Source organism: Sphingobium sp. RS1 (assembly GCF_056156825.1).
The window spans coordinates 1,749,433-1,773,203 of the sequence record NZ_JBLZXE010000002.1 but is presented as its reverse complement, the minus strand read 5'-3'; the positions used below and the strand labels follow the sequence as shown (position 1 = coordinate 1,773,203).

19 protein-coding genes and 1 pseudogene are annotated in these 23,771 nt (G+C 62.8%); 7 read left to right on the top strand and 13 right to left on the bottom strand.

What is annotated here, in order from left to right:
• Nucleotides 1–7 precede the first annotated feature (7 nt).
• The 7 genes from ACNHGR_RS10200 to modB all read right to left on the bottom strand — a co-directional run bounded on the left by ACNHGR_RS10200 (nt 8) and on the right by modB (nt 9,027).
• Complete coding sequence (locus tag ACNHGR_RS10200) at nt 8–1,324, bottom strand: BNR repeat-containing protein (protein ID WP_475285855.1); 1,317 nt, start codon at nt 1,322–1,324, stop codon at nt 8–10.
• A gap of 281 nt (nt 1,325–1,605) precedes the next feature.
• Nucleotides 1,606–4,665, bottom strand: a complete 3,060-nt coding sequence (locus ACNHGR_RS10195; protein ID WP_475285853.1) for a DUF4214 domain-containing protein — start codon at nt 4,663–4,665, stop codon at nt 1,606–1,608.
• A 56-nt stretch (nt 4,666–4,721) separates the two neighbouring features.
• Entirely contained in the window at nt 4,722–5,792 is a 1,071-nt protein-coding gene (rfbB, locus tag ACNHGR_RS10190) for a dTDP-glucose 4,6-dehydratase (RefSeq protein WP_475285851.1), read from the bottom strand.
• A 243-nt stretch (nt 5,793–6,035) separates the two neighbouring features.
• On the bottom strand, nt 6,036–6,617 hold the full coding sequence (locus ACNHGR_RS10185; protein ID WP_475285849.1) for a hypothetical protein: 582 nt from the start codon (nt 6,615–6,617) through the stop codon (nt 6,036–6,038).
• 54 nt (nt 6,618–6,671) lie between these two features.
• Nucleotides 6,672–7,532: a glycosyltransferase family 2 protein gene (locus ACNHGR_RS10180; RefSeq protein ID WP_475285847.1), complete on the bottom strand. Its 861-nt coding sequence runs from the start codon at nt 7,530–7,532 to the stop codon at nt 6,672–6,674.
• Between the two features lie 180 nt (nt 7,533–7,712).
• A complete protein-coding gene (locus ACNHGR_RS10175; RefSeq protein ID WP_475285845.1) occupies nt 7,713–8,333 on the bottom strand; it encodes an ATP-binding cassette domain-containing protein in 621 nt (206 codons plus the stop codon).
• A complete protein-coding gene (gene modB, locus ACNHGR_RS10170; RefSeq protein ID WP_475285844.1) occupies nt 8,317–9,027 on the bottom strand; it encodes a molybdate ABC transporter permease subunit in 711 nt (236 codons plus the stop codon). The genes ACNHGR_RS10175 and modB overlap by 17 nt, the downstream gene beginning before the upstream one ends.
• 255 nt (nt 9,028–9,282) lie before the next feature.
• On the opposite strand from modB, the gene ACNHGR_RS10165 reads away from it, so the two are divergent.
• Together ACNHGR_RS10165 and ACNHGR_RS10160 are read left to right on the top strand one after the other, a co-directional pair.
• Nucleotides 9,283–10,029 (top strand): HAD-IIB family hydrolase, encoded by a 747-nt coding sequence (locus tag ACNHGR_RS10165; protein ID WP_475285842.1) that lies wholly within the window; start codon nt 9,283–9,285, stop codon nt 10,027–10,029.
• A 278-nt stretch (nt 10,030–10,307) separates the two neighbouring features.
• Nucleotides 10,308–10,627, top strand: a pseudogene (locus ACNHGR_RS10160) (2Fe-2S iron-sulfur cluster-binding family protein).
• A gap of 237 nt (nt 10,628–10,864) precedes the next feature.
• Here the strand turns inward: ACNHGR_RS10160 and ilvD are convergent.
• Complete coding sequence (gene ilvD / locus ACNHGR_RS10155; protein WP_475285840.1) at nt 10,865–12,715, bottom strand: dihydroxy-acid dehydratase; 1,851 nt, start codon at nt 12,713–12,715, stop codon at nt 10,865–10,867.
• A 210-nt stretch (nt 12,716–12,925) separates the two neighbouring features.
• Between ilvD and ACNHGR_RS10150 the strand changes: the two genes are divergently transcribed.
• On the top strand, nt 12,926–13,624 hold the full coding sequence (locus tag ACNHGR_RS10150; protein ID WP_475285838.1) for a L,D-transpeptidase family protein: 699 nt from the start codon (nt 12,926–12,928) through the stop codon (nt 13,622–13,624).
• Nucleotides 13,625–13,675: 51 nt separating this feature from the next.
• Here ACNHGR_RS10150 and ACNHGR_RS10145 read toward each other — a convergent pair whose 3' ends face one another.
• Entirely contained in the window at nt 13,676–16,114 is a 2,439-nt protein-coding gene (locus ACNHGR_RS10145) for a TonB-dependent receptor (protein WP_475285836.1), read from the bottom strand.
• A 259-nt stretch (nt 16,115–16,373) separates the two neighbouring features.
• Here ACNHGR_RS10145 and ACNHGR_RS10140 point away from each other — a divergent pair, with 259 nt between their 5' ends.
• On the top strand, nt 16,374–17,660 hold the full coding sequence (locus ACNHGR_RS10140) for an MFS transporter (RefSeq protein ID WP_475285834.1): 1,287 nt from the start codon (nt 16,374–16,376) through the stop codon (nt 17,658–17,660).
• A 22-nt stretch (nt 17,661–17,682) separates the two neighbouring features.
• On the opposite strand, the gene ahpF is transcribed toward ACNHGR_RS10140, so the two are convergent.
• From ahpF to betI, 3 genes are all read right to left on the bottom strand, one after another.
• Nucleotides 17,683–19,263: an alkyl hydroperoxide reductase subunit F gene (ahpF, locus tag ACNHGR_RS10135; protein WP_475285832.1), complete on the bottom strand. Its 1,581-nt coding sequence runs from the start codon at nt 19,261–19,263 to the stop codon at nt 17,683–17,685.
• A gap of 230 nt (nt 19,264–19,493) precedes the next feature.
• Entirely contained in the window at nt 19,494–20,057 is a 564-nt protein-coding gene (gene ahpC, locus ACNHGR_RS10130; protein ID WP_184266949.1) for an alkyl hydroperoxide reductase subunit C, read from the bottom strand.
• Nucleotides 20,058–20,198: 141 nt separating this feature from the next.
• Nucleotides 20,199–20,837, bottom strand: a complete 639-nt coding sequence (gene betI / locus ACNHGR_RS10125) for a transcriptional regulator BetI (protein ID WP_475285830.1) — start codon at nt 20,835–20,837, stop codon at nt 20,199–20,201.
• A gap of 135 nt (nt 20,838–20,972) precedes the next feature.
• Between betI and ACNHGR_RS10120 the strand changes: the two genes are divergently transcribed.
• Together ACNHGR_RS10120 and ACNHGR_RS10115 are read left to right on the top strand one after the other, a co-directional pair.
• Nucleotides 20,973–21,449, top strand: coding sequence for a hypothetical protein (locus ACNHGR_RS10120; RefSeq protein WP_475288389.1), 477 nt, complete (start codon nt 20,973–20,975; stop codon nt 21,447–21,449).
• A gap of 59 nt (nt 21,450–21,508) precedes the next feature.
• Nucleotides 21,509–21,865: a hypothetical protein gene (locus ACNHGR_RS10115; protein ID WP_475285828.1), complete on the top strand. Its 357-nt coding sequence runs from the start codon at nt 21,509–21,511 to the stop codon at nt 21,863–21,865.
• A gap of 36 nt (nt 21,866–21,901) precedes the next feature.
• Here the strand turns inward: ACNHGR_RS10115 and ACNHGR_RS10110 are convergent, their stop codons facing one another.
• The gene (locus ACNHGR_RS10110) at nt 21,902–22,240 is read right to left on the bottom strand and encodes a metalloregulator ArsR/SmtB family transcription factor (RefSeq protein WP_184266943.1); all 339 of its coding nucleotides are present in this window, start codon (nt 22,238–22,240) and stop codon (nt 21,902–21,904) included.
• 290 nt (nt 22,241–22,530) lie between these two features.
• On the opposite strand from ACNHGR_RS10110, the gene ACNHGR_RS10105 reads away from it, so the two are divergent.
• Entirely contained in the window at nt 22,531–23,658 is a 1,128-nt protein-coding gene (locus tag ACNHGR_RS10105; protein ID WP_475285826.1) for a DNA methyltransferase, read from the top strand.
• The last annotated feature ends 113 nt before the right edge of the window (nt 23,659–23,771 follow it).

Below are 23,771 nucleotides of genomic sequence, written 5' to 3'. Positions count from 1 at the left end.
CGGGCCGCTATTGCGGCTGTTCGGACAGGCGTAGTTCGGTGGCGGCCGGCGCCTTGGCGCGCGGCTGATCGCGATTGTTGGGCAGGGTCGGCCAGGTCAGGCGGAAACGCCTGCCGTTGCCTTGGGCGGTCAGCACATTCAGCTTCATTCCTGCTGGCGCGTTTACCGTGGTCCAGCCGGCGACCGGGGCTGCTCTGGTCTGGGGCAGGGGGGCATTGGTCGGCAACAGGCTATCGGCCGCCAGTCGTAACTGCATCCCCTTGCCCTGCCGGGCGATAGGCAGGACGATTACCGGACCGCGTTGATAGGGTTCTGCAATCTTCATTTCACCGGACAGCGTGCCACCGCCCTTGAAATCCCAGCGATAGCCGGTCCAGCGACTGGCCTGGGCGATATGCCATCCATTTCTCTCGCGCCGGGCGAGATAGACCTGGGTATCGCCATTCTGATCGAACTTGTGATAGGCGATCATGATCCGCTTCTGCGCATCGAAGCCGAAGGGGATATTACCGTTTATGATGCCGCCATGAACGGGAACGGGATCGACGATTTCGGAATTTCCGAGCTGGATGGGCAGCGGCTGAACGTCGCCGGACGAGCGAACCCAGTGAACCAGATCGCGGCTGCGGGCATAGCTGAGATCATGATTGGTTTCGGCGGCCGGGCTGTCCCGCCACAGCCAGACCATGTGGAACCAGCCATCCGGTCCCAGCGTCGGCCCGGTGGCATAGGCGTTGCGCTTGCCTTCGCCATCGAGAACCGGCGTTGCGGTCATACGGCGCCAGCGCAGGGTCGATGCGTCGAAGACCGAATAGATATCATTGCCGGAACCGCTCATCCCGTCGCGGTAGCGAAAGATGAGGCGCCCATCCTTGTCCTTCAGGAACGTCGGATAGGTGACCCGTTGCTCCTGCGCGGCATCGACCAGAACAGGGACGCGCCGCAATGATGATACGGCGCCGGACGTGTCGGACATATAATAGGTCATGGGCGAGACATGCATGTTGGCCGCGACATGCAGGCGGCCTGCGCTGTCGGTGGTCATGGTGATCGCATTATGGCTGTCCCAGCCCACGGCGGTGTCCAGCGTCTGCCGTTGCCAGGGGCCGCCGCTGACGGCACGGCTGGCGACGACTAATTGCCGGTCGCCGCCATAATAGCCGATATAGAGGCGAGGGCCGGCTATGATCATCGCAAAGCCGACGGGTTGACCAGCCCACACGGGCGCGACGACCTCGCTGCGCTCGCCTTGCGGCTGAGCCGAGGTCGCGCTGCCCGAAATGGCGAGCAGGCCCATCAGGATGATCGGGGCGAATGGCTTCATATGGACCTCCAGTCTTGGGGCGACGACCCTATGCTAGTGAGGCAATTATGAAGCAAAGCTGGCTGTGTCGGGTCAGGATGCAGCGATGGGTTCTATTCGGCCAGCCCGGCAATGGCGCCCAGAGCCTGACCAAGATCGATCTTCGCCGGTTGACACGGCGAGATGGGGGCATTGCTGCAAAAGGCACCCATCTTCACCGACCATTGCAGCTTGAGGGGGTATCTCAAAGGCCTGTCCGGTTCCAGCGTCAGGGCGTGCAAAAGGGGACGATCACGCCGCGATCAATGCTTCACCATCTTTTGAAATCGGGCCGACCATCCGTCCTTGCGCGGAAATTCCAGATGCTCTCGCCCTGTGACGATGATGGTGCTGGCACGGTCCTGATATTCGCCGGACTGTAGAATGGAGCGCAAAATGCCGACCTTGGTTTCGCCCCGCTCCAGCAAGGCGAGGTGGTGGTTCAGGCCAGCAGTGTCGGCCGGGCGGCCCAATAGCTGTTCGTAAAAGGCGTGGACGAAGGTGGCATTGTCCAGAGCCAGCATTCCACCGATGTCGACGACGGGCTTCCCGGACGCATCAGGCTGAGGCGGAGCAGGTGGCGCAGGTGGCGCAGGCGGGGGAGGCGTGGCAGCGGGTTCCGTTACCAACGGCGCAGGCGCAGGGCTTTGCCCCTTGTTCCTGCCCTTGCGGCCGCTGGCGGGCGGGTCCAGCAGTTCCAGCCCTTCGATCTTGACCATAGCGCTATGTCGCACGCATTCGTCGGTCTTCAGGATCGAGCGCAATATGTCGACCTTGGACACGCCACGATCCAGCAATGCGACATGGTGCGCCAGCCCCCCATCGTCTGCTTCGCGGCCCATAAGGCGCCGGTAGAAGGCATCGACAAAATCCGCGCCATCGAGCGCCAACAAATCGGCGATCCGGACCGTCAACCCGTTTGTAGCAGGGCGCGGCGCGGCTTGTGGTGCAGGCGGCGGCGGGGCAGCGACGGGTTGCGGAGCAGGCGGAGCAGGCGGAGCAGGCGGGGTTGGCGGTGCCGGCGCAGGCGCAGTATCCTCTGCTGCCGCCATATCTTCCGCCGGCGCATCATGGCGGAGCGACGGCAACCGGATCGCCTTGGGCCAGCGTGTTTTGCGCAGCAACTCGCGCCCGACGACGCTGACCGGGGTCCGGCGCTCCAGAAACTCGTCGGTTTCCAGAAATGCCTCGATGATCTGGGCCTTGGTCGTCCCACGCGCAAGTAGCGCGATATGATGTTCCAGGCCCGCCGGATCGGCGGGGCGCCCCAGCAATTGCCGGTAGGCAGCCTGGACAAAAGCGTCGCCACGCAGTTGCAGCAGGTCGGCGATCCGCACGATGCTGCCCGCGCTGCCCAGACTGGGGGCGCTTCCCGAAACATGTGCCGAACCGGCGGACAATGCGCCCGGCGTGCCGTGCAGCGCGTCCGCCGCTTCGATCCGGCCGACCAGGCGATCATGCAGGTCCGGGCTTCTGGCCAAGCCCATGGCAAATTCGAACAGCCCCTTGGACCATTGATCCCAGTCACTGCCGCCCTTTTCCTCGACGGTCGATTTCTCGGCCGCGATCGCCTTGCCGATGAGGGCGGGGACTTCACGATTGTCGGTGAACAGGAATATGCCTTCAGCCTTGCCGAAGGTGGCGAGGATTTCCCGCGTTGGCGGAATGTCCCGCGCGATCACGGGCTTGCCCAGAGCCAGGGCGTTCATGATCGAGAGGCCGAAGCCTTCATAATAAGAGGGCAGGACGACCGCGCTGCTGCGCGCGAACAGGTCGTTCATCAACTCGTCGGGCAGGGTGCCGGACTGTACGGTGCGGGCATTGCCCTCCACCTTGGTTTCGCCACCCAAAATGGTCAGCGACAGGCTGGGATGGGCCTCGGCAATCAGGGCACCGACCTCATGCGACGCCTTGTGCGGGAAGTGATTGCCCATCACGAGCACATGGTCGCGCCCACGTTCGGCCCTTTCATAGCGCCCGGCATAAGCGGCCAGTCTGGTCGGCAGCAAATGGGTATAGGCCGGTGCCGTGAATTGACGGGGGAAGCGATTGCGGAAGGTCGTTTCGGAAAAGCGGCTGTTGAAGAACAGTCCGTTGGCGTGCCGCGCGATATAGGCCCAGAGGGTTTCCAGGCCGTTGTCCGCGCGCAGATGGCTGCAATCGAGCGCGATGACGTCAAGCATGCCATAGATGGTGACGGGCGCCAGATGCTCCATCGTACGGACGGTCTGAAGGTCGAACGGCTGGCCCGGCATGATTGCAACCGCATAGACCGGATCGCATTCGCGGCGCTGCTTGATCCGCTGCATCTTGTCGATGCCGTGAAAGCGGGCGACCGACTGTTCGCAAATGACGTAGATATCGACATTGTCCGGTGCCCACCGTTCGCACCAGCGAATGAAATGCATCATATGGTCGGTGGTGCCATTATGGTGACGACCGAAGGTCAGCAGGTTGATTGCAATTTTCAGCCGGCCGTCTGTAGTCGGCACCATCTGCCGGATTTTCAGCTCTGCCCGATAATCTGCCGACGCCTCATAGGCCTGGACCAGAGGCAGGAACTCGGGATGGCGCCTGGTCATCTTCTGAAGATTGCCTTCCCTCTGCCCTTTCAGGTCGATGTCCTGCAACAGGAAGGAGGCGGAACCGGCATGATAGGCATAGGCATGGTTGGCCAGCACCGCGCGGAAGCCGACCTTGCCGGCGCGCATCACCAGGTCATTTTCCTCCTCATAGCCGATGCCGAACGCTGCATCGAGCGGCGCGAAATTGAGGACGACCGACGGCGCGATCAGCATGTAGAAGCCAACCGCCGTCGGCGCCCAGCTATAGCGAGGGAGGTAGGATTGTACCGATTGCCATGCCGCATAACAGGCGTCGGGCATCACGAAGATGCCCGACATGGCGTGCGGCGCCTGCGGGAAGGTCGAAATGGATGCGTTGTTGGAGCGGGGGCAGACGAAGCCGATCTGCGGGTCCGCCTGCAGGACCGCCATCATTTCGGCCAGCGTATTCTTGTAGGTCAACGTATCGCTGTTGACCAGCAGGGCGGCCGCGCCCCGGGCCCGGGACAGGGCAAGGCCCTTGTTCACGCTGGCGACGAAACCGGTATTCTGGCCGTTGGTCAGCAATTCCTGGATCAGGCCGCGCTGCCGATATCTGGCGAGCAGCGCGGCCACGATCTCATCGTCGGGCGAATCGTTGATGACGATGATCCGGGGCGCATGCGCCGCGACCTCGCCGACATGGGCGTTCAACGAATCCAGACAGGCCTCGACCAGGTCGGCGTTACGATAGACCGGGATGATGATGTCGAGCTTCATGAACGATCCTTGGCGGGCATCTGGTAGGCGAATCAGGCAGTGTGGTCCGCCGGCTGTCAGCGGGCAATCTTGGCGCGTTCGACCAGCGGCCGCCACCAGTTCTCGTTGCTCAGATACCAGCGCAACGTTTCGGCAAAGCCCTGCGGGAAATCGCGGGCAGGTTCGTAGCCCAGTTCACCGCGGATCTTGCTCTCGTCGATTGCATAGCGCCGGTCATGGCCCTTGCGGTCTTCGACATAGGTCATGAGATCGGCCGAGGAGCCGCCGCGCGCGGCCGGTGCGTCGGGGAAAATCTTTGCAAGGTCGGGATTTTCCGCGAAGGCGGCATCAACGCCGCGACAGATTTCACGCACGACCTCGATGTTCGGCAATTCCTGGCCGCCACCCACATTGTAGGTTTCGCCGATCCGCCCCTTGCGCAGGATCAGTTCGATGCCGACGCAATGATCCTCCACATGCAGCCAGTCGCGCACATTGAGGCCATCGCCATAAATGGGCAGGTTGCGACCGGACAGCGCGTTGAGCGTGAATAGCGGGATCAGTTTCTCGGGAAACTGGTAAGGGCCGTAATTGTTGGAGCAGTTGCTGGTCGTCGTTTCCAGCCCATAGGTGTGGTGATAGGCCCGCACCAGATGATCCGATCCCGCCTTGGACGCGGAATAGGGGGAATTGGGCGAATAGGGCGTGGTTTCGCTGAACGCCGGATCGTCCATTTCCAGCGATCCGTAGACCTCATCCGTCGACACATGATGGAAGCGATGCGGGCGACCGCAGCCCTTGTCCAGCCAAGCCGTCTTTGCGGCCTTGAGCAGGCTGTGGGTACCCACGACATTGGTGGTGACAAAAGCGTCGGGACCGGTGATCGAGCGATCGACATGGCTTTCCGCGGCGAAATGCACGATCGTGTCGATTGCATGATCGTCCATCAGTCGAGATACCAGCGCGGTATCGCAAATATCGCCTTCGACCAGTTCGACACCGTCCAGTCCGGCAATATTGGCAGGATTGCCGGCATAGGTCAGGGCATCCAGCACGATAATATTGTCCTGGGGCGAAACCTTGCGCCAATGATGCACGAAATTCGCGCCGATGAAGCCCGCGCCGCCCGTCACAATCAGATTTGCCATCGTCCTATTCATGCTCCTTGGAGAAATATTCCGAATCGCTCGGGTGGGGTTCCAATCGGTTACTCTTCTTTTCCTGCCCCGGTCGAGGGGCGCAGACCGCTTTTCAGGTCGGTTTGGCGCCCATTCGTTGCGTCGTGCAAACCGGTTTTGCGGGCCGGTCCAGATAAGGGGAAGGAATCAAGAGCTGGCCGGCGGGCGTTGGTCCGATCCGGCCGGCATTTTCTGCGGCCGGACGCTGGTTCATCAACAAAGGCCAAGCGCGACCAGACCCGCTCCCAGGAGACGGCGATCGGCACTGTCGCTGAAGCTGGCCGGCAATTTCGGGTCGGTACATTGCAGATACAGGATGACGTCGCCATGGCCGATTGCCGCAGGCGGCAGGCGCAGGCGGAAAGGCCTCACTGCCGTGCGCAGGGCATGGCGGCCAAGGAAGACGCCATTGGCGGTGATATGGACATCCATGGGGTCACCGTTCGGCGGCAGGAAGGCCTGAAGGTGAAGGGTCACCTCGACATAGCCGCCCTGATAATCGGGAATATGGAAGCGCACCGCATGCTGGTAATCGCGCCCCCAAACCCCCCAGGGTTCCATATCCCACCAGCCCGAGGCGAGAAAGCGGACGAAATCCTCGGGCGTCTTGGCCGTCACGACCGTGCCCCTCGCCAGCACGGGAAAGCCGCTGCTGGACCATGATGCGGTGTCCGATCCCGGGGGCGCCTGTGTGAGCGTCGCGATCTGGGCTTCCAGCTGGGCGATGCGCGCCTCCATCGCCGCGAGGCGATCCTCGGTGCCATTTTCGTCGTTATGAGCGGTTTTATCGTTCAAGCCGTTCCGGGCCTCATCTTGTCACTGCCGGGCATGTCATATCGACATTTACCGTCAGCCCGCCAGACTGCCGATATGCTCCTTCAAATCCTCGATGCGATCCTTGGTCGCTTCCAGGAAGCGCAGCGCTGCCTGGTCATGCACCTCGTTCCGGTCGGCCTGACGGAAATATTCGTCGTCGAAACGCTTGAATTTTTCGGGATGTTCGATCGAATAGTTGGCGTTCCCGCGATTGCGCTTGATCGCATATTCCTCGACCGACTTGATCATATAATGATTGACGCGCAACCGGTCCGAACTGGGCGCACTGATCCGGCCCGGAACGCCGCCCGGCTCTGGCATGAACTCGACCGGCCTGCCCTTTTCGTCGCCATAGCGACCGTCGTTCAGAAAGGCGTAATGGATCGCCATCTCCCGCACGGCGCCGGGGCGGACGATCGATTTGAATACCCGGTTGGCGCCGGCTGCGGCTTGCTGGAAGCGTTCCATGACCAGGCCGGGTTCGGCCCGTATCTTGCCCGCCGATCCGAAAATCTTCCAGTTGACTGCCATGGCGGTCATGTCCGGATTGCTGTCGAACGTGGATGCGATCCAGTCCACGGCATCGACGCCATCGAGCGGAACCAGAAACTCGTCCGCATCAAGGAACGCCATGAACTGCGTGGAGGCGCCATGGTTGCGCAGACAATGATTATAGACCTTCAACTGCGGCGAGCCGCCACCGTCGCTAGGCTGGGAATAGCATTTGATGATGTTCGCCCGGTCCAGCGCCACCAGCATTTTGTAGGATTCATCGCTACTGACATTGTCGTAAATGACAAAATTGTCGATCCCGATCGCCTTGTGATAGGCAATCCATTCCAGAATGTATGGCGCTTCATTTTTCATGATGGCGCAGATCGTGATTGTCGTCATCAGTCTGTCTATGGCTTTCCGGGCATTGGCTGGCAGTCTGATCCGGCGGACGCTGGTCGATATTCCTTATGAAAATGACGATTGAACAATGACATGCATTGTCCAGATCATTTGACGTCCCCTGTGATCCTGTGAGGCCGGGCTACAACAAGTCGGGGGCAAGTACAACCGCAGCCGATGTCAGGTGGGATCGCGCACATCTATCCGCGCGGCGCCGAGTGCATCCAGTTCGGTAAGATCATGCGTGACATAAAGGATCGCTATGCCCGTTTGCGCATGAATGTCGCGGATCAGAGCCAGCAATGCGTGCTTGCGCGCATGGTCCAGCGAGGAAAAAGGTTCGTCCATCAACAATATCTGCGGACCCGACAACAAGGCGCGGCCAATCGCGACACGTTGCGCTTCGCCGCCCGACAGGGTCGCAGGCCAGCGATCGAGCAGGCCGTGCAGGCCGAGCAGATCGACGATCGTCGGCAGGTCGATCGGCCCGGCCCCACGACGGCCGTAAAGCAGATTGGCCCGGACCCGCATGTGCGGGAACAGGCGGCCGTCCTGGAAGACATAGCCGCAACCGCGCTGACGGGCCGGCAGGTCGATGCCAGCGGCATGATCGAACAATAACGCGTCGCCGATGCGGATATGGCCATGGTCAGGGCGCAGCAGGCCGGCGATCATGTGCAATATCGTCGTCTTGCCAATGCCGGACGGGCCGAAAAGTGCGCTGATCCCGGCATCGCTGCGCATGACAACGCCGATGTCCCGCTCCCCTACGCGGCGTCGCACATCAATGTCGATCAGCATGCCCGTTCCTTCCGGCCGACATCCGCCGGGCGATAAGTTCCGCCGCGATCAGCGCGCCAAGCGAAAGCGCCAGTGAAATCAGCGCCAGCCGCGTGACCAGTGCTTCGCCACCGGGCATCTGCATCGCCGCATAGATGGCAATGGGCAAAGTCTGGGTTTCGCCGGGGATATTGGATACGAAGGTGATGGTTGCACCAAATTCCCCCATGCACCGCGCAAACCCCAATATCCCGCCCGCCACGATTCCGGGGACGGCAAGGGGCAGGGATATGGTGAGAAAACTGCGCGTCCGCCCTGCGCCCAGGCTATAAGCTGCCTGCTCCAGCCGCCTGTCGATCGCTTCGATGGACAGGCGCATGGCCCGCACCATGAGCGGCATGGCCATGATAGCGGAGGCCAGTGCGGCGCCGGTCCAGCGGAACATCAGGGTCACGCCAAACCATTCGTTCAGCCATCGACCCGCCGGCCCCTGCGCGCCGAACAGGATCAGCAACAGCCATCCGGTCACCACAGGCGGCACGACCAGCGGCAGGTGGACCAGGGCATCGAGCAGGAATTTGCCCGGAAAGCGCCAGCGCGCCAATATCCACGCCAGTGCGAAGGCGAAAGGCAGCATGGCCGTCATCGCGACGAGGCTGATGCGCAACGACAAGGCAATGATCATCCATTCTTCCGGCGAGAAAGGATGCATCATGGCTGGCCTGTCGCTGGCGGTGCGCCAGGGGCGAGAGGTCGAAACCGGGAGAAGGCGATCATCATGCAAGCCATGCTGCCACCGTCTTAGGTTCGTTCATCGCTGCGGCAAGTCGTTTCCTGCCAGGCTGATGTCCGGTTTCAGCATATCCTAACCCAAATCGTCCATGGCCTGCATTGCCCGGCGGGCGGGCAGGCGCTAGCGCAGCCTTACATCATGGATATGGCCGCGAACGGGGCCGGGATTGGGACTGGAATGAAGCAACTGATTGCGTTCGACCTGGACGGAACATTGGCGGAGAGCAAGCAGCCGCTGGGCGACGCGATGGGTACGGCGCTGGCTGATCTGCTGGCGGTGGCGCATGTAGCGGTCATTTCCGGCGGGGACTGGCCACAATTTGAAAAGCAGGTGGCGAGCCGGCTGCCCGCACATGCCGATCGCTCCCGACTGTGGCTGATGCCGACAACCGGCACCAAGCTCTACACGCATGGCGTTGATGGCTGGTCGCCTGTCTATGCCGAACTGTTCGACGATGCGCAGAAGGCTGCGATCCTGGCGGCGTTCGATGCAGCGCTGGAGGCGACCGGTTTCGTGCCCCAGCAGACCTGGGGGGAACGGATCGAGGATCGTGGCAGCCAGATCACCTTTTCGGCGCTGGGGCAGCAGGCGCCGATCCATGCCAAGGAAGGCTGGGATCCGGATTTCGCCAAGCGCAAGATCATCCAGGCCGACCTGCGCCAGCGCCTGCCGGGCCTGTCGATCAACATGGGCGGTGCGACCTCGATCGACATCACGCGCGAAGGCGTGGACAAGGCCTATGGGCTGAAGAAGTTGCGGGACGCCAGCGGTATAGCGCTCGATGCGATGATGTTCATCGGCGACGCGATCTTCCCCGGCGGCAATGATTATCCGGCCAAGACGCTTGGGCTGGATACGGTACGCGTGCGCGACCCCCAGGAGACGCTGGCGGTAATCGCGACCATCGTTGCTTGCCAGAAATAGGGCTCAACAGTTTTGCAACGACGGCAAAAATTGTGCCTGTTGCGACGCGCCGCCGCCGCTCGCCAGCGAGCATGTCTGGCCGGATGACTTTCTTGAATCGCCGTAATTTCGAGGTCAAATCATCTGTTCGAGCCAACTGCCATGCGGTTTGCAAAATGAATATTCGATTCACTGCGCTGGGGTGAATTGAATTTGCAACGATGGATCGGTCGCCCTACGGACGGCAGGCATAGCTTCCAAGAAGCCGTTCCATGACGATTGCCCCCGACCAGACGCCCATGGCGGCCAGCGAAGGCTTCACCTATCGGACATGGGCCTTTTACTGGATCGGTCGCGTCAGCGGCCGCTATCGCGCGCGGATGGAAGAGCGGCTGCGCGACAAGGGGCTGGACGAACTCATGGCGTTGTGCGGTGGCTGCTGCTCCTGCGCCACCTGCCTTGCCTACGTCGCCTCGGATGCGCTGCCACCGATGAGCGAGGATGAAATGACCTGCTCGGCAGCAGCGATGCGCGCCGCGCCGACAGCCGGCTATCCTGCCAGATACCGCTCGACGCGACGCTCGACGGCCTCCGGGTGGTGATCGCCCCGGAGGAATGAGCATGCTGAACCCTTCGCTTCGAGCGAAGTCGAGAAGCGGCTAGAGCATGATCCGTTCAAACTGAATCGGATCATGCTCTATTTGTTTTTTTCCGCATTTTAGCTGCGCTGGCCTTGCGGCTCCGAGCCAGCAGATGATGCCATCTGCTTCGAAAATGCTCTGGCACTGCGCTTCCCGTTTCTCGACCAGGCCTGAACCGAACGGGTGAATGTCGCTTAAACGGACCTCATCACGCTTTAGCGCTCGATCTGGCTGACGTCGCGCACCGCGCCCTTGGCGGCGTTGGTGGTCATCGCGGCATAGGCGCGCAGGGCGGGGGACACTTCGCGCTTGCGGCCGAAGGGCTTCCACGCCTTCGCCCCGCGCGCTTCCATCTCGGCGCGGCGAGCATCGAGGATGGCGTCGTCCAGATCGACCTTGATGACGCGGGCCGGGATGTCGATGACGATCGGATCGCCCGTCTCCACCAGCGCGATCAACCCGCCCTCGGCTGCCTCGGGCGAAACATGGCCGATCGACAGGCCCGACGTGCCGCCGGAGAAACGCCCGTCGGTGATGAGTGCGCAGGCTTTGCCCAGCCCCTTCGACTTCAGGTAGCTGGTCGGGTAGAGCATTTCCTGCATGCCCGGTCCGCCCTTGGGCCCTTCATAGCGGATGATGACGACGTCGTTCGCTTTCACCTCATTGCCCAATATGCCCGCGACCGCCGCGTCCTGGCTTTCATAGACGCGCGCTGTGCCATGGAAGACGAGGATGCTTTCGTCCACGCCGGCGGTCTTCACGATGCAGCCTTCGGGCGCCAGATTGCCGGAGAGGACGGCGATGCCACCATCCTTGGAAAAGGCATGCTCGACCGAACGGATCACGCCATGTTCGCGGTCGCTGTCCAGTTCCTCCCAGCGGGCCGACTGGCTGAACGCCACCTGCGTCGGCACGCCGCCGGGCGCCGCGCGATAGAAGTTTCGGACCTCTTCGCTATTGGTGCGGCCGATATCCCAGCGGGCCAGCGCGTCGCCCATGGTGCGGCTGTGGACGGTCGGCAGGCTGGCGTCGATCAGGCCGCCGCGCTCCAGTTCGCCCAGGATCGCCATGATGCCGCCGGCGCGGTGGACATCCTCCATATGGACGTCATTCTTGGCCGGCGCGACCTTGCACAGGCAGGGAACCCGGCGCGACAGCCGGTCGATATCGGCCATGGTGAAGTCGATGCCGCCCTCAAACGCGGCGGCGAGCAGATGCAGCACCGTGTTGGACGACCCGCCCATGGCGATGTCCAGGCTCATCGCATTTTCGAACGCCGCGAAATTGGCGATGCTGCGCGGCAGGACGCTCTCGTCATCCTGCTCATAATAGCGTTTGGTGATGTCGACGATCAGATGGCCGGCCTCTCGGAACAGACGCTCGCGGTCCGAATGGGTGGCCAGCGTCGAACCATTGCCAGGCAGCGACAGGCCCAAAGCCTCGGTCAGGCAGTTCATCGAATTGGCGGTGAACATGCCTGAACAACTGCCGCAGGTGGGGCAGGCCGAACGCTCGATCGTCTGCACTTCCTCGTCGGTATAGCTTTCGTCGGCGGCGACGACCATGGCGTCGACCAGGTCGAGCGCCACCTTCTTGCCGCGCACCACGGTCTTGCCCGCTTCCATCGGCCCGCCGGACACGAAGACGACGGGGATGTTCAGGCGCATCGCGGCCATCAGCATGCCAGGCGTGATCTTGTCGCAGTTGGAGATGCACACAATCGCGTCGGCGCAATGGGCGTTGACCATATATTCGACGCTGTCGGCGATCAGGTCGCGGCTGGGCAGCGAATAGAGCATGCCGCCATGGCCCATGGCGATGCCGTCATCGACCGCGATGGTGTTGAATTCCTTGGCGACGCCGCCCGCCGCCTCGATCTCGCGCGCGACCAGCTGGCCCAGATCCTTGAGGTGGACATGGCCCGGCACGAACTGGGTGAAGCTGTTGGCAATCGCGATGATCGGCTTGCCGAAATCCTCGTCCTTCATGCCGGTCGCGCGCCAGAGGCCACGGGCGCCCGCCATGTTGCGGCCATGGGTGGTGGTGCGGGAACGATAGGCAGGCATGACTCGGAATCCTTAAAGCAATGATCGCGCCCCTCTACAGACTGCAACGCGGCTGTGAAACATTTTATTCCTTTATCCCGCCATTTCTATCATTTTATTGCGAGGTGTTCGCGCCGCCCTCCACCGCGCCATGTCCCGCGATGGGACCGGCAAGGTAGGGGAGGGCGACGCCGGACTGGCGCTGGCGAAGATCATGGTTAAGAAAGCATTATGCCTTCTGTCCGGCCCCGGTCCCTGCTGCGTCCCCTTGCCCTGGCGAGCCTGCTGAGCCTCTCGTTGCTGACGACGGCGGGCGCGCCCGACCCGGCGCGCGCGGCGGAGGAGGGCGGCCTGGCGCCGGGCGGTTATCGCTGGCTGGGGCAGGGTCCGTGGGATGGGCCGATCTACATGGTCATCAGCATCGAAAGGCAGACGATCCACGTTTACAGCGGCGACCAGCTGATCGGGCTGGCCAGCGTGTCCACCGGCATGAAGGGGCATCGCACCCCGACCGGCGACTATCCCATCCTGCAAAAGCGGCAATGGCATCGCTCCAACCTCTACAGCAATGCGCCCATGCCCTATATGCAGCGGCTGACCTGGGACGGGATTGCTCTCCATGCCGGGCATAATCCGGGCTATCCCGCCAGCCATGGCTGCATCCGCCTGCCCTATGCGTTTGCGCGCGACCTGTTCGCGCTGACGAAGATCGGGACGCTGGTGGAAGTGACGCAGGCGCGGCTCAACGCGGCGCTGAAGCTCGATCCGCTGGTGCTGGGCGATCCGGGCAGCACGGTGGTGACGTTCGGACCGGCGCGGGGGCGGGCGGGCATGATCCCGTCGCCGATACCAGCGCAAACCCGGCCCGATGGCGTGCCGATGCTGGAAGTCGATCCGGCGATTTTCGGTCTGCGCCTGTCGCGTCCCTGAAGCAGGCGCCATGGAAAAAGGGGCTGCATGACGCAGCCCCCTTCCCGATCGTCAATATTTGACGCTGAGCGTGGCGATCGCGGTACGCCCCGCCGCCTGGTTCGCATAATGCGAACTGTAGGCCTTGTCATAATAGCGCTTGTTCAGGACATTCTGCACATTGACTTGCAACTGGATCGCATCGCTGAAGGCGTAGGACGCATTGCCGTCGAAGCGCCAGTAGCTAGGCACCATGCGGGCCAGCTGCTTGGTGATGACGACCGCGCCGTCGGTGATGGTACGCGTGTCCGCATAGCCGCCATAGACTTTGCCCATATACATTGCGCCGCCGCCCACGGTGAAGGCGGGCGTCACCTTGTAATTGGTGAAGGCGGTCAGGCTATGCTTGGGCGTATTGGGGAAGCGGCGGCCGGTGGTCGCTGCGGGGGCATAGAGCGTCACGCCCGACACGGTCGTCGCGGTATAGCCGCCATCGACGATTTCGGAATCCATGAAGGTGTAACCGCCAAAGACATTCCATTCCGGCGTGATATTGCCGTTGAAGCTGAATTCGATGCCGTCGATCCGCCGTTCGCCAATGAAGGTGACGAGGCCGTTGGCATCGGTCGCACGGGCATTTTTCGTTTCGGTGCGGAACGCCGCCAGCGTCAGCGCCAGGCTGTCGTTCAGCAGGTTCCACTTGGTGCCGATTTCATAGGAACGGGTCTTTTCGACCTTCAGCGCATCGGTCAGCGCCTGCGACGTGGTGTTGAGCGCATTGCTTTCCGTACCGTTCGCAAGGAAAGCGCCGGGCGGGGTCGCGGCGGTTGCGGTCGAGATGTAGATGCTGCCATTGGCCGCCGGCTTGAAGACCAGACCGGCATTATAGGTCCACAGATCGTCGGTGCGGTCATAGCTGACGCGGTTGGCCGTCGATGTCGCGGTGATGCCCGGCGTCACGGTCGTCTCATAGCGATCATAGCGACCGCCAATGTTCAGCAGCAGCGCGTCGCTGAAGCTGATCGTGTCGAAGAAGGACGCCGCCTTGGTGGTGGTGGCCGACTTCGTCCAGGTCTTGCGGGCGCTTAGCGTGATTGGCGAAACCACGGTGGACGCGTCGCTGGCATAGCTGACCCACGGGTCATAGGGGTTGGGATCGGTCAGGCTGGTGCAATTGTAACGCGCGATCGAATCCGCGCCGCACCGGCCGCCGGTCGCGGTGGTGCCGGTGGCGATTGCCGTTCCGGTCGCCGCGTTGGACACATAGCTGCCGTTCCAGGCCACTTCCTGACTGAACTCGACGCTGGCGGCAAAGCTGTTCTTCACGCCGCCGACCGTGAATTCGCCCGACAGGTCGGTCTGGTTCAGCATGCCCCAGGTTTCGCTGTAGCGGCTGTTGATGCGGCGCCAGACCTGACCATTGACGACATTGCCCTGGCTGTCGTCGGGCTGGGTCCAGACATAGCCCTGCTTGCTGGTCCCATAGCGGCTGGTGTTGCGCAGGGTGATGCCGCCGTCGAACTGATGCTCGAAGCGGAAGGTGAGGTTGTCGACATTGGTCTTGCGGAAATCGCGATCGGCAAGGCCGTAATAGGCGCTGCGCGGGACCGAGATCTTGGTGCCGGACGCCGTGGTGAAATTGCGCGCCGGACCGGTTTCGGTCACGCCACTGGGCGCATTGGCGATGGTGTAGAGATAGGGTATGCCCGAATCCGGCAGTTCGTCGGTTTCGAGATGATAATAGCTGACGGTCAGGCTGGTCGGGTCGTTAAGGCCGAGCTTGATCGAGGGCGCGACGCCCCAGCGCTTCTGCCAGATCGCGTCGCGACCGGCGACATCCTGGTCATGCCACATGGCATTAAGGCGCAGACCGACGAAATCGTTGATCGGCTGGTTGATGTCGATCGTCGCGCGCTTGTAATCGGCATTGCCCAGCGCGCCGGTGGCCGCGACGAACCGGTCGGCGGTCGGCACCTTGGTGACCAGGTTGAGCGATCCGCCGGCATTGCCGCGTCCGCCCATGCTGCTGTCCGATCCCTTGACCACTTCGATCTGTTCGACCGCGAAGACTTCGCGGCTTTGCGCGCCGACGTCGCGCACGCCGTCCAGATAGGTGCTGGCCTGGCTGTCGAAGCCGCGGATGAAGGGGCGATCGCCCAGCGGGTTGCCGCCTTCGCCTGCGCCCAGCGTAATGCCCGGCACGGTCCGCAGCGCTTCGGTCAGCGAAGCGGCAGCGGTGTCCTTGATAAGCTGGGCCGGGATGACGGTGACGCTCTTGGGCGTGTCCACCAGCGGCGCGGTATATTTGGGGGAGGAAGGCTTGTCGACCTTATAGCCCTGCTCGTCGATCGCGGTGTCGGTGACGGTCACCGATCCCAGCTTCTGGCCGCTGCTGGCGGCCTGGTCCTGCGCGGCGGCGGCCAGCGGCATGGAGACGATGCCGACGCAGCTTAGCGCGAGGAAGGTCGGCGTCCGCTTCGACATACGATCGGGTCTGGATGGATTCTGCATGGTGGCTCCCTGGATATTTATCGAGGTCGCTAATGCGAATGATTTCCACTTTGTGCAATATCCATTGCGAGTCGTTAGCAACGATTTCCGCAAGGTTACACTTTATTACATTTGCCGGGGGCTGGACCGGGGTGCCGGGCGTTGGAGGCGTCGTGCGGGAAGGCGTGGGCTTTCCTTCACGCAGTTGTTCCTTCATCCTGAAGGGAAGTTACAGGACAGCCATGTCCGCCGTGGAGAGCCGATGCAGGGCGATCGCAGGATGAACCGGCCGTTGCCCACCCGATCCCTTGCGGTCGCGGCGCTCTCCACCGTCGTCGAATGGTATGATTTCACCCTCTATCTCTATTTCGCGACGGTGTTGTCGCGGGTCTTCTTTGGCGGCGGGGCGGTTGGCCTCGGGGATGCGCTGGCGGGCTTTGCCGTCGCCTATCTGATGCGGCCGATCGGCGCGGTCGTCTTTGGCCATATCGGCGATCGCTACGGACGGCGGCCGACCATGATCCTGTCGATGGGACTGATGACCGCCGCGATGCTGGCGACGGCCCTGTTGCCGACCCATGCACAGGTCGGCCCGGCGGCGGGCTGGATGATGATCGGCCTGCGCTGCCTGATGGCCTTCTCCGTCGGCGGCGAATATACTGGCGTGGTTGCCTATCTGCTGGAGGGGGCACGGGCGGAACGGCGCGGGTTCATCACATCGCTGGCGTCGGCGGCCAGCGAAGTGGGCGCGCTGCTGGCGGCAGGCGTATCCGCGCTCACGGTGGCGTCGCTGGACGAGGCGTCGTTGGCGGCATGGGGATGGCGCATCCCCTTTTTCACCGGCGCGGCGCTGGCCGGAATCATCCTGCTCGCGCGCTCCACTATGCAGGAATCGCCAGATTTCCTGCGGCAACAGGCGCAAGCGACCACGCCGCAATCGCCCCTGCGCCACAGCCTGCGCCATCATCGCGCCGCCATCGGTCGTGGCTTTGCGATCTCGGCGCTGGGGTCGATCACCTATTATGTCGGCATCACCTATGTGCCGTCCTTCCTGTCCGCCATGGGCACGACCGGGGAGGCGGATGCCCTGTGGCTGTCGACGCTGGCGGCACTGGCGGTCATCCTGATTACGCCGCTGACCGGCTTGCTGACCGACCGGATCGGGCGCAGGCCGGTGCTGGTCGTGCTGGCGATCGCGGGCATCCTGCTGCCGGTGCTGCTGTTCCTGATGATGCGCGGGGGCTTTGGTCTGGCGCTTGCGGGCGCGGTCTTGCTGGCCTGCCTTGGCGGGGCGGTGAGCGCGGTCGGGGCGGTAGCGACGGCGGAACAGTTTCCGGGCGAGGGGCGGCTCAGCGGCCTTGCCTTCGGTGCGACCAGCGCCACCGCGCTGTTTGGTGGACTGACGCCCTGGCTGGCGCACAGGCTGGTGGAGGGAAGCGGCTGGGCCGCCGCGCCCGGCGCCATGATCGCGATCGTAGCGCTGTGCGTATTGCCAGTATTGATCGCGCTGCCCGAAACCGCGCCGAGCAAAAAGGCCGACCCGTTACCGGACCGGCCTTCTTCGTAAAACCCCGCTCAGGGTTGTTCCGTTACGCGGCCTGTGCCGTTTCCTCGCTCGCCGGCAAGCGGATGAGGTAATCAAAGGCGGACAGCGCCGCCGTCGATCCTGCACCCATGGCGATCACGATCTGCTTGTAGGGCACGGTCGTGCAGTCGCCTGCCGCGAAGATGCCCGGCTGGCTGGTTTCGCCACGCGCGTCGATCTCGATCTCGCCACGCGGGGAGAGGGCGATCGCGTCCTTCAGCCATTCGGTGTTGGGGACGAGCCCGATCTGGACGAAAATGCCTTCCAGTTCGACATCATGCTCGGTGCCATGGTTGCGGTCCTTGTAGGACAGGCCGGTGACCCGCTCGCCATTGCCGTCCACCTTGGTGGTCAGCGCCGATGTGATGATCTTCACGTTCGGCAGGCTGGCGAGCTTGCGCTGCAACACGGCGTCGGCGCGCAACTGGCCGTCATATTCGATCAGCGTCACATGGGCGACGATCCCGGCCAGGTCGATGGCCGCTTCGACGCCGCTATTGCCGCCGCCGATCACCGCCACGCGCTTGCCCTTGAACAGCGGACCATCGCAATGCGGGCAATAGGCCACGCCCTTGTTGCGATACTCGTCCTCGCCCGGCACGCCCATCTGCCGCCAGCGCGCGCCGGTCGACAGGATGATGGTGCGCCCCTTCAGCGATGCGCCATTGTCCAGCACGACCTCATGATAGCCGCCCTCGTTCCTGGCCGGGATCAGCTTGGCCGCCTTTTGCAGGTTCATGATCTCAACGTCATAATCCTTGACGTGCGCCTCCAGCGCCGACACCAGCTTCGGCCCTTCAGTCCGCGAAACCGAGATGAAATTTTCGATATCCATCGTGTCGAGCACCTGACCGCCGAAGCGTTCCGCCGCGACCCCGGTACGAATGCCCTTGCGCGCCGAATAGATGGCCGCCGCCGCGCCGGCAGGGCCGCCGCCGATCACCAGCACTTCGAACGGGTCCTGCTTGCGGATCTTTTCGGCCGCCTTGGCTTCAGCGCCGCTGTCGATCTTCGCGACGATCTGCTCCAGTTCCATCCGGCCCTGACCGAAGGGTTCGCCGTTCAGGAACACGGTCGGCACCGCCATGATCTTGCGCGCTTCGACCTCGTCCTTGAACAGGCCGCCGTCGATCGCGACATGACTGATCCGGGGGTTGAGCACGCTCATCAGATTGAGCGCCTGCACCACGTCCGGGCAATTCTGGCACGACAGAGAGAAATAGGTTTCGAACGCGAAATCGCCGTCCAGCTCCTTCACCTGCTGGATCAGATCCTGCGCGGCCTTCGACGGATGACCGCCGACCTGCAACAGCGCCAGCACCAGCGAGGTGAATTCATGCCCCATCGGCAGGCCGGCAAAGGTCACGCCGATATCCGTGCCGACGCGGCGGATCATGAAGCTCGGCTTGCGCTTGTCAGCACCGGTGGTCAGGCTGACCTTGTCGGACAGCTCCGCAATCTCGCCCAGCAATTCGTTCATTTCACGCGACTTCGCGCCATCGTCCAGCGACGCCACCAGCTCGATGGGCTGCGTGATGTTCGCCATATAGGCCTTCAACTGGCCCTTGAGATTTGCGTCCAACATCTTGTGCTACTCCATGGTTGGCGCGCCGCTGCGGGGCACGCACGCATCGGGCGGAAAAGTGGGAACCGGTTTTCCGACAACCTGATGCGAAAAACAAAAGCTCTCGTCGCCGGGATGGTGCGACCCGAAGGCCCGGCAAGAAAGACAGCGATGAATTTCGGTATAAAACCCCGCCGGGCCGGGGAGCCTGATGCTCGACCCGGTCCGGCAGGTGCCTTTGCAGGTCTTTTTTAGATCTTGCCGACCAGATCCAGCGACGGGGCGAGGGTGGCTTCACCTTCTTCCCACTTGGCGGGGCAGACTTCGCCCGGATGGCTGGCCCAATACTGGAGCGCCTTCACCTTGCGGAGCAGTTCGGCAGCATTGCGGCCCACGCCCTCGGGGGTGATTTCGACCAGCTGGATCACGCCTTCGGGATCGAGCACGAAGGTGCCACGGTCGGCCAGGCCGACGCCTTCACGCAGCACGCCGAACTGGTTCGACAGCTGGTGGTTCTGGTCACCCAGCATGTAATAGTTGATCTTGCCGATCGCCGGCGAGGTGTCGTGCCAGGCCTTGTGGCAGAAATGGGTGTCGGTCGACACCGAATAGACTTCCACGCCCATGCCCTGAAGGGTCGGGTAGATGTCGGCCAGATCTTCCAGCTCGGTCGGGCAGACGAAGGTGAAGTCGGCGGGATAGAAGAAGAAGACGGCCCACTTGCCCTTTACGTCGGCGTCAGTGACGTCGACGAACTTGCCTTCCTTGTAAGCGGTGGCCGTGAACGGCGCGAGCGGGGTGTTGATGAGAGCCATGGGCTTCCTTTTCCTGCTTGAGAATATTGCGGTTGCGAAGACCCATGTAGGGATGCGGTCGATTCGGGGGAAATTGCTTTTCTCGGATGTGTTAAGTGAGAAAAGCGATTACAGCCTGTCTCACTGATCGATCGCATAGCCTTAAATATGCAAGACTTTCAACATTGCATCCTCGACCATGGCCTGCGCCTCTTCCGGTGAGAAAGTCGATCGATCAAGGCAGAGTTCGAGCCATAGCCCGTCCACCAGCGCGGTCAGGCTGATCGCCGCTATCCGCGTCTGCGAAGGCGAAAGGGTGGGAGCGGCGGCCTGCAACAGCGCCTCCATCTGGGCGCGGGTGGCGCCATAGACGTCGGCATGGACCGCCGCGATCTGCGGGTCCGACTTCACCAGGCTCCAGAAGGCGATCCAGGTGGCGAGCAGGTCCGGGTCCAGGATCGGCTCGCGGAAATTGGCCTGGAGGCAGGCGCGCAGCCGGTCGCGCGGATCGTCGCCCGCTGCCTCGATCGCGGCGTCCAGTGCAGCGGATACGCGCGCACCGACATCGGCATAGGTTGCCAGGATCAGCGCATCGACACCGTCGAAATAATGGGTGAGCAGGCCGGACGAGACGCCCGCCCGCGCGCAGATGGCACGGACCGAAGTGCCGCCTACGCCCTTTTCGGCGAGGCAGCGGGCCGTCGCGTCTATCAGTGCCTGACGCCGGACATCGGCCGCTTCGCGCACGAAACGCGCTCTGGGCCTGGTCGCGCCGGCGCGCTCTCCAATTTTGTCGTTCATCGTCATTCCCCCCATGCGTCTTTGCGCGCGGACGCGGCGGCTGGCAAGAGATCGTCTATGCTGCGGCGCCTGTTCGAGGGATCATAACGGGATGTCCGGTGGTTGTGATCGGGACAAGAAGGAGACTGACGGATGATGCGCGCCCTTTCCCCGCTTCTGTTGCTGCCCGTGCTGCTGGCCGGGTGTGCCAAAAGCGCCGAGAATGAAGGTAATGAAGTGGCGGCCAACAATATGGCCAATGTCGCCTCGGTCGAGACGTTCGATGAAAGCGACGCGGCCCCGATCGATAATCAGGCCGGCAACCAGAGCGCCGACGCGCGCCTGCCCACGGATGACTGGGTCGGCAAATGGACCGGGCCGGAGGGGCTGTTTCTGGACATTCAGCCGTCGCCGGACGGAAAGCCGGGTCATTATGCCTTGACCAACAAGGATAATCTGGACCGGCAGGGCGATTATCCCGGCGTGGCGGAAGGGACGACGATCCGCTTCGTGCGCGATGGCAAGGATCTGGCGATCCGGCCGGGCACTGGCGACGAGACGGGATTCAAATATCTGGCCGGCAAGAGCGACTGCCTGATCGTGGTGAAGGCGCAGGAAGGCTATTGTCGCTGATAGCGGCTGCCGCTTTCCGCTCCCATGCGGATCACGCGCATCAGGCGGCAAGATCGGCCATGGTGCAGGGGCCATATTATGCTAAGGGCGCGGCCATGCAGCATGTGAACACTCTGGCCGGGACCGTCGATGTCGACGGTATCAAATATGAATGGGAACTCCGCCGGGAACCGCATTTCAGCGATTTCGACGGCTGGCAGGGCATGACCGTCGCGCTGTTGCAGAAGGATATGCAGCGGGGCGCCCTGCTGGAATTCCCGCCACCCAAGCGATTGCTGAAGGGATTGAAGCCCGGTCGCCTACAGATCAACGACGCGATCATCACGCGCGGCGTGCGCGCCGCCCTGGCGGCCGGATGGGAACCTGCCTCGCGGGGCAAGCCCATGGTCTTCACGGTCGACGCCGACGGCAATTGACCCGGTCCGCGCGCCGAACCGCGCCGCGACCTCGTCTCAGCCGCTTAAGCCTTCCAGCGCGGAAAAGCGCTGTGACCATAAGGCGCCATGGATCGCCATCCATTGAATGACGGGGCCAAGCCCCTTCACCCGCGCCGCATACCAGGTTTCGCGGCCGGCGCGGCGGGCGGTCACGAGACCGGCACGTTTGAGCTTGGCAAGATGGCGGGACACCATGGGCTGCGATACGCCCGAAACTTGGGTGAGCGCCTGCACATTCTGCTCGCCTTCCCGCACCAGCGTTTCCAGCAGGGCGCGGCGGGTGCCGTCGGACAGGGCCTTGAACAGGGCATCGGTGGCGGCGTCGCGATCGGCGTTTCGTGATTCACTTGTCATCGTTAATTCATAATCATCTGGTTATGAATTTGTCCAGTTTTGCGCGACGACTCGCCCGATTTCGGGCGTTAACCAAAAAAAGTCAGCGGAGCGGGGGCGGAGAGTCTTTTGCGCAACACCGCCCCATGTAGAGTCTGGGCCGACTCGGCCGACTCAATATCTTGTGGGTGCCCGCTTCGTTCTCATGGCTGTTAACTATTTTCTGAAGCCCGGTGCCTAAGCTGCTGATCTTGACGGCGGACTCCCGAGGACTCAGTGCTGGGCCTCAAGACGATATGGGGGCCACGAATATGGGTGTTATGGAGCGCGTCGCAGCGCCGCGGCGGAAGAAGGCGATTGCGCCCGTAGAGATCGAGGCCGACCGCCTGCTGCGTGGCGATTGCATCGCTGAAATGGCTAAGCTGCCCGACGCCTGCATCGACATGATCTTTGCCGATCCGCCCTATAATCTCCAGTTGGGCGGCGACCTGTTCCGTCCCGAAGGCGGCCGGGTCGACGCGGTCGACAACGACTGGGACAAGTTCGACACGCTGGGCAGCTATGACCGCTTCACGAAGGCGTGGCTGCGCGAAGCCCGCCGCATCCTCAAGCCCAACGGCTCGATCTGGGTGATCGGCAGCTATCACAACATCTTCCGCGTCGGCACCGCGCTCCAGGACGAAGGCTTCTGGATCTTGAACGACATCATCTGGCGCAAATCCAACCCCATGCCCAATTTCAAGGGCACCCGCTTTACCAACGCCCACGAAACCCTGATCTGGGCCAGCCAGGGCGAGGACGCCAAATATACGTTCAACTACAAGGCGATGAAGACGCTCAATGACGAGTTGCAGATGCGCTCCGACTGGGTGCTGCCGATCTGCGGCGGACAGGAGCGCCTGAAGCGCAACGGGACCAAGGCGCATCCGACGCAAAAGCCCGAAGCTTTGCTCTATCGCGTGATGCTGGCCTGCACCAAGCCGGGCGATGTGGTGCTCGACCCCTTCTTCGGCACCGGCACCACAGGTGCCGTCGCCAAGCGTCTCGGCCGCAAATGGATCGGCATCGAGCGCGAGCCGGACTATATCGAAGTCGCGCTGGAGCGGATCGAGGCGGCGCTGCCGCTGGACGAAAGCTCGCTCACCATCATGCAGACCGCGCGCCAGCAGCCCAAGGTCGCCTTCGGCACGCTGGTCGAAACCGGCTATCTCAATCCCGGCGCGGTGCTGATGGACAGCAAGCGCCGCTGGCAGGCGGTCGTCCGCGCGGACGGATCGCTCAGCGTCGGCACGGACAGCGGCTCCATTCACAAGATGGGCGCCACGCTTCAGGACGCGCCCAGCTGCAATGGCTGGACCTTCTGGCATGTCGAAGTGGACGGCAAGCTGGCCGCGATCGACACGCTGCGCCAGACCTATTTGCTGGCCAACGAGCCTTAAGGAGGCATCGTTTCCCGTTCGCCCCGAGCCTGTAGAAGCCTGTCCTGAGCGACGCCGCAGGCGGCTGTCCTTCTCTTGAAGAAAAGTGCAGGGCTTCGACAAGCTCAGCCCGA

Coding starts and splice junctions, on each gene's coding strand:
- ACNHGR_RS10200 (WP_475285855.1), bottom strand. CDS start 1,324: ATGAAGCCATTCGCCCCGATCATCCTGATGGGCCTGCTCGCCATTTCG.
- ACNHGR_RS10195 (WP_475285853.1), bottom strand. CDS start 4,665: ATGAAGCTCGACATCATCATCCCGGTCTATCGTAACGCCGACCTGGTC.
- rfbB (WP_475285851.1), bottom strand. CDS start 5,792: ATGGCAAATCTGATTGTGACGGGCGGCGCGGGCTTCATCGGCGCGAAT.
- ACNHGR_RS10180 (WP_475285847.1), bottom strand. CDS start 7,532: ATGACGACAATCACGATCTGCGCCATCATGAAAAATGAAGCGCCATAC.
- ACNHGR_RS10175 (WP_475285845.1), bottom strand. CDS start 8,333: ATGCTGATCGACATTGATGTGCGACGCCGCGTAGGGGAGCGGGACATC.
- modB (WP_475285844.1), bottom strand. CDS start 9,027: ATGATGCATCCTTTCTCGCCGGAAGAATGGATGATCATTGCCTTGTCG.
- ACNHGR_RS10165 (WP_475285842.1), top strand. CDS start 9,283: ATGAAGCAACTGATTGCGTTCGACCTGGACGGAACATTGGCGGAGAGC.
- ilvD (WP_475285840.1), bottom strand. CDS start 12,715: ATGCCTGCCTATCGTTCCCGCACCACCACCCATGGCCGCAACATGGCG.
- ACNHGR_RS10150 (WP_475285838.1), top strand. CDS start 12,926: ATGCCTTCTGTCCGGCCCCGGTCCCTGCTGCGTCCCCTTGCCCTGGCG.
- ACNHGR_RS10145 (WP_475285836.1), bottom strand. CDS start 16,114: ATGCAGAATCCATCCAGACCCGATCGTATGTCGAAGCGGACGCCGACC.
- ACNHGR_RS10140 (WP_475285834.1), top strand. CDS start 16,374: ATGAACCGGCCGTTGCCCACCCGATCCCTTGCGGTCGCGGCGCTCTCC.
- ahpF (WP_475285832.1), bottom strand. CDS start 19,263: ATGTTGGACGCAAATCTCAAGGGCCAGTTGAAGGCCTATATGGCGAAC.
- ahpC (WP_184266949.1), bottom strand. CDS start 20,057: ATGGCTCTCATCAACACCCCGCTCGCGCCGTTCACGGCCACCGCTTAC.
- betI (WP_475285830.1), bottom strand. CDS start 20,837: ATGAACGACAAAATTGGAGAGCGCGCCGGCGCGACCAGGCCCAGAGCG.
- ACNHGR_RS10120 (WP_475288389.1), top strand. CDS start 20,973: ATGCGCGCCCTTTCCCCGCTTCTGTTGCTGCCCGTGCTGCTGGCCGGG.
- ACNHGR_RS10115 (WP_475285828.1), top strand. CDS start 21,509: ATGGTGCAGGGGCCATATTATGCTAAGGGCGCGGCCATGCAGCATGTG.
- ACNHGR_RS10110 (WP_184266943.1), bottom strand. CDS start 22,240: ATGACAAGTGAATCACGAAACGCCGATCGCGACGCCGCCACCGATGCC.
- ACNHGR_RS10105 (WP_475285826.1), top strand. CDS start 22,531: ATGGGTGTTATGGAGCGCGTCGCAGCGCCGCGGCGGAAGAAGGCGATT.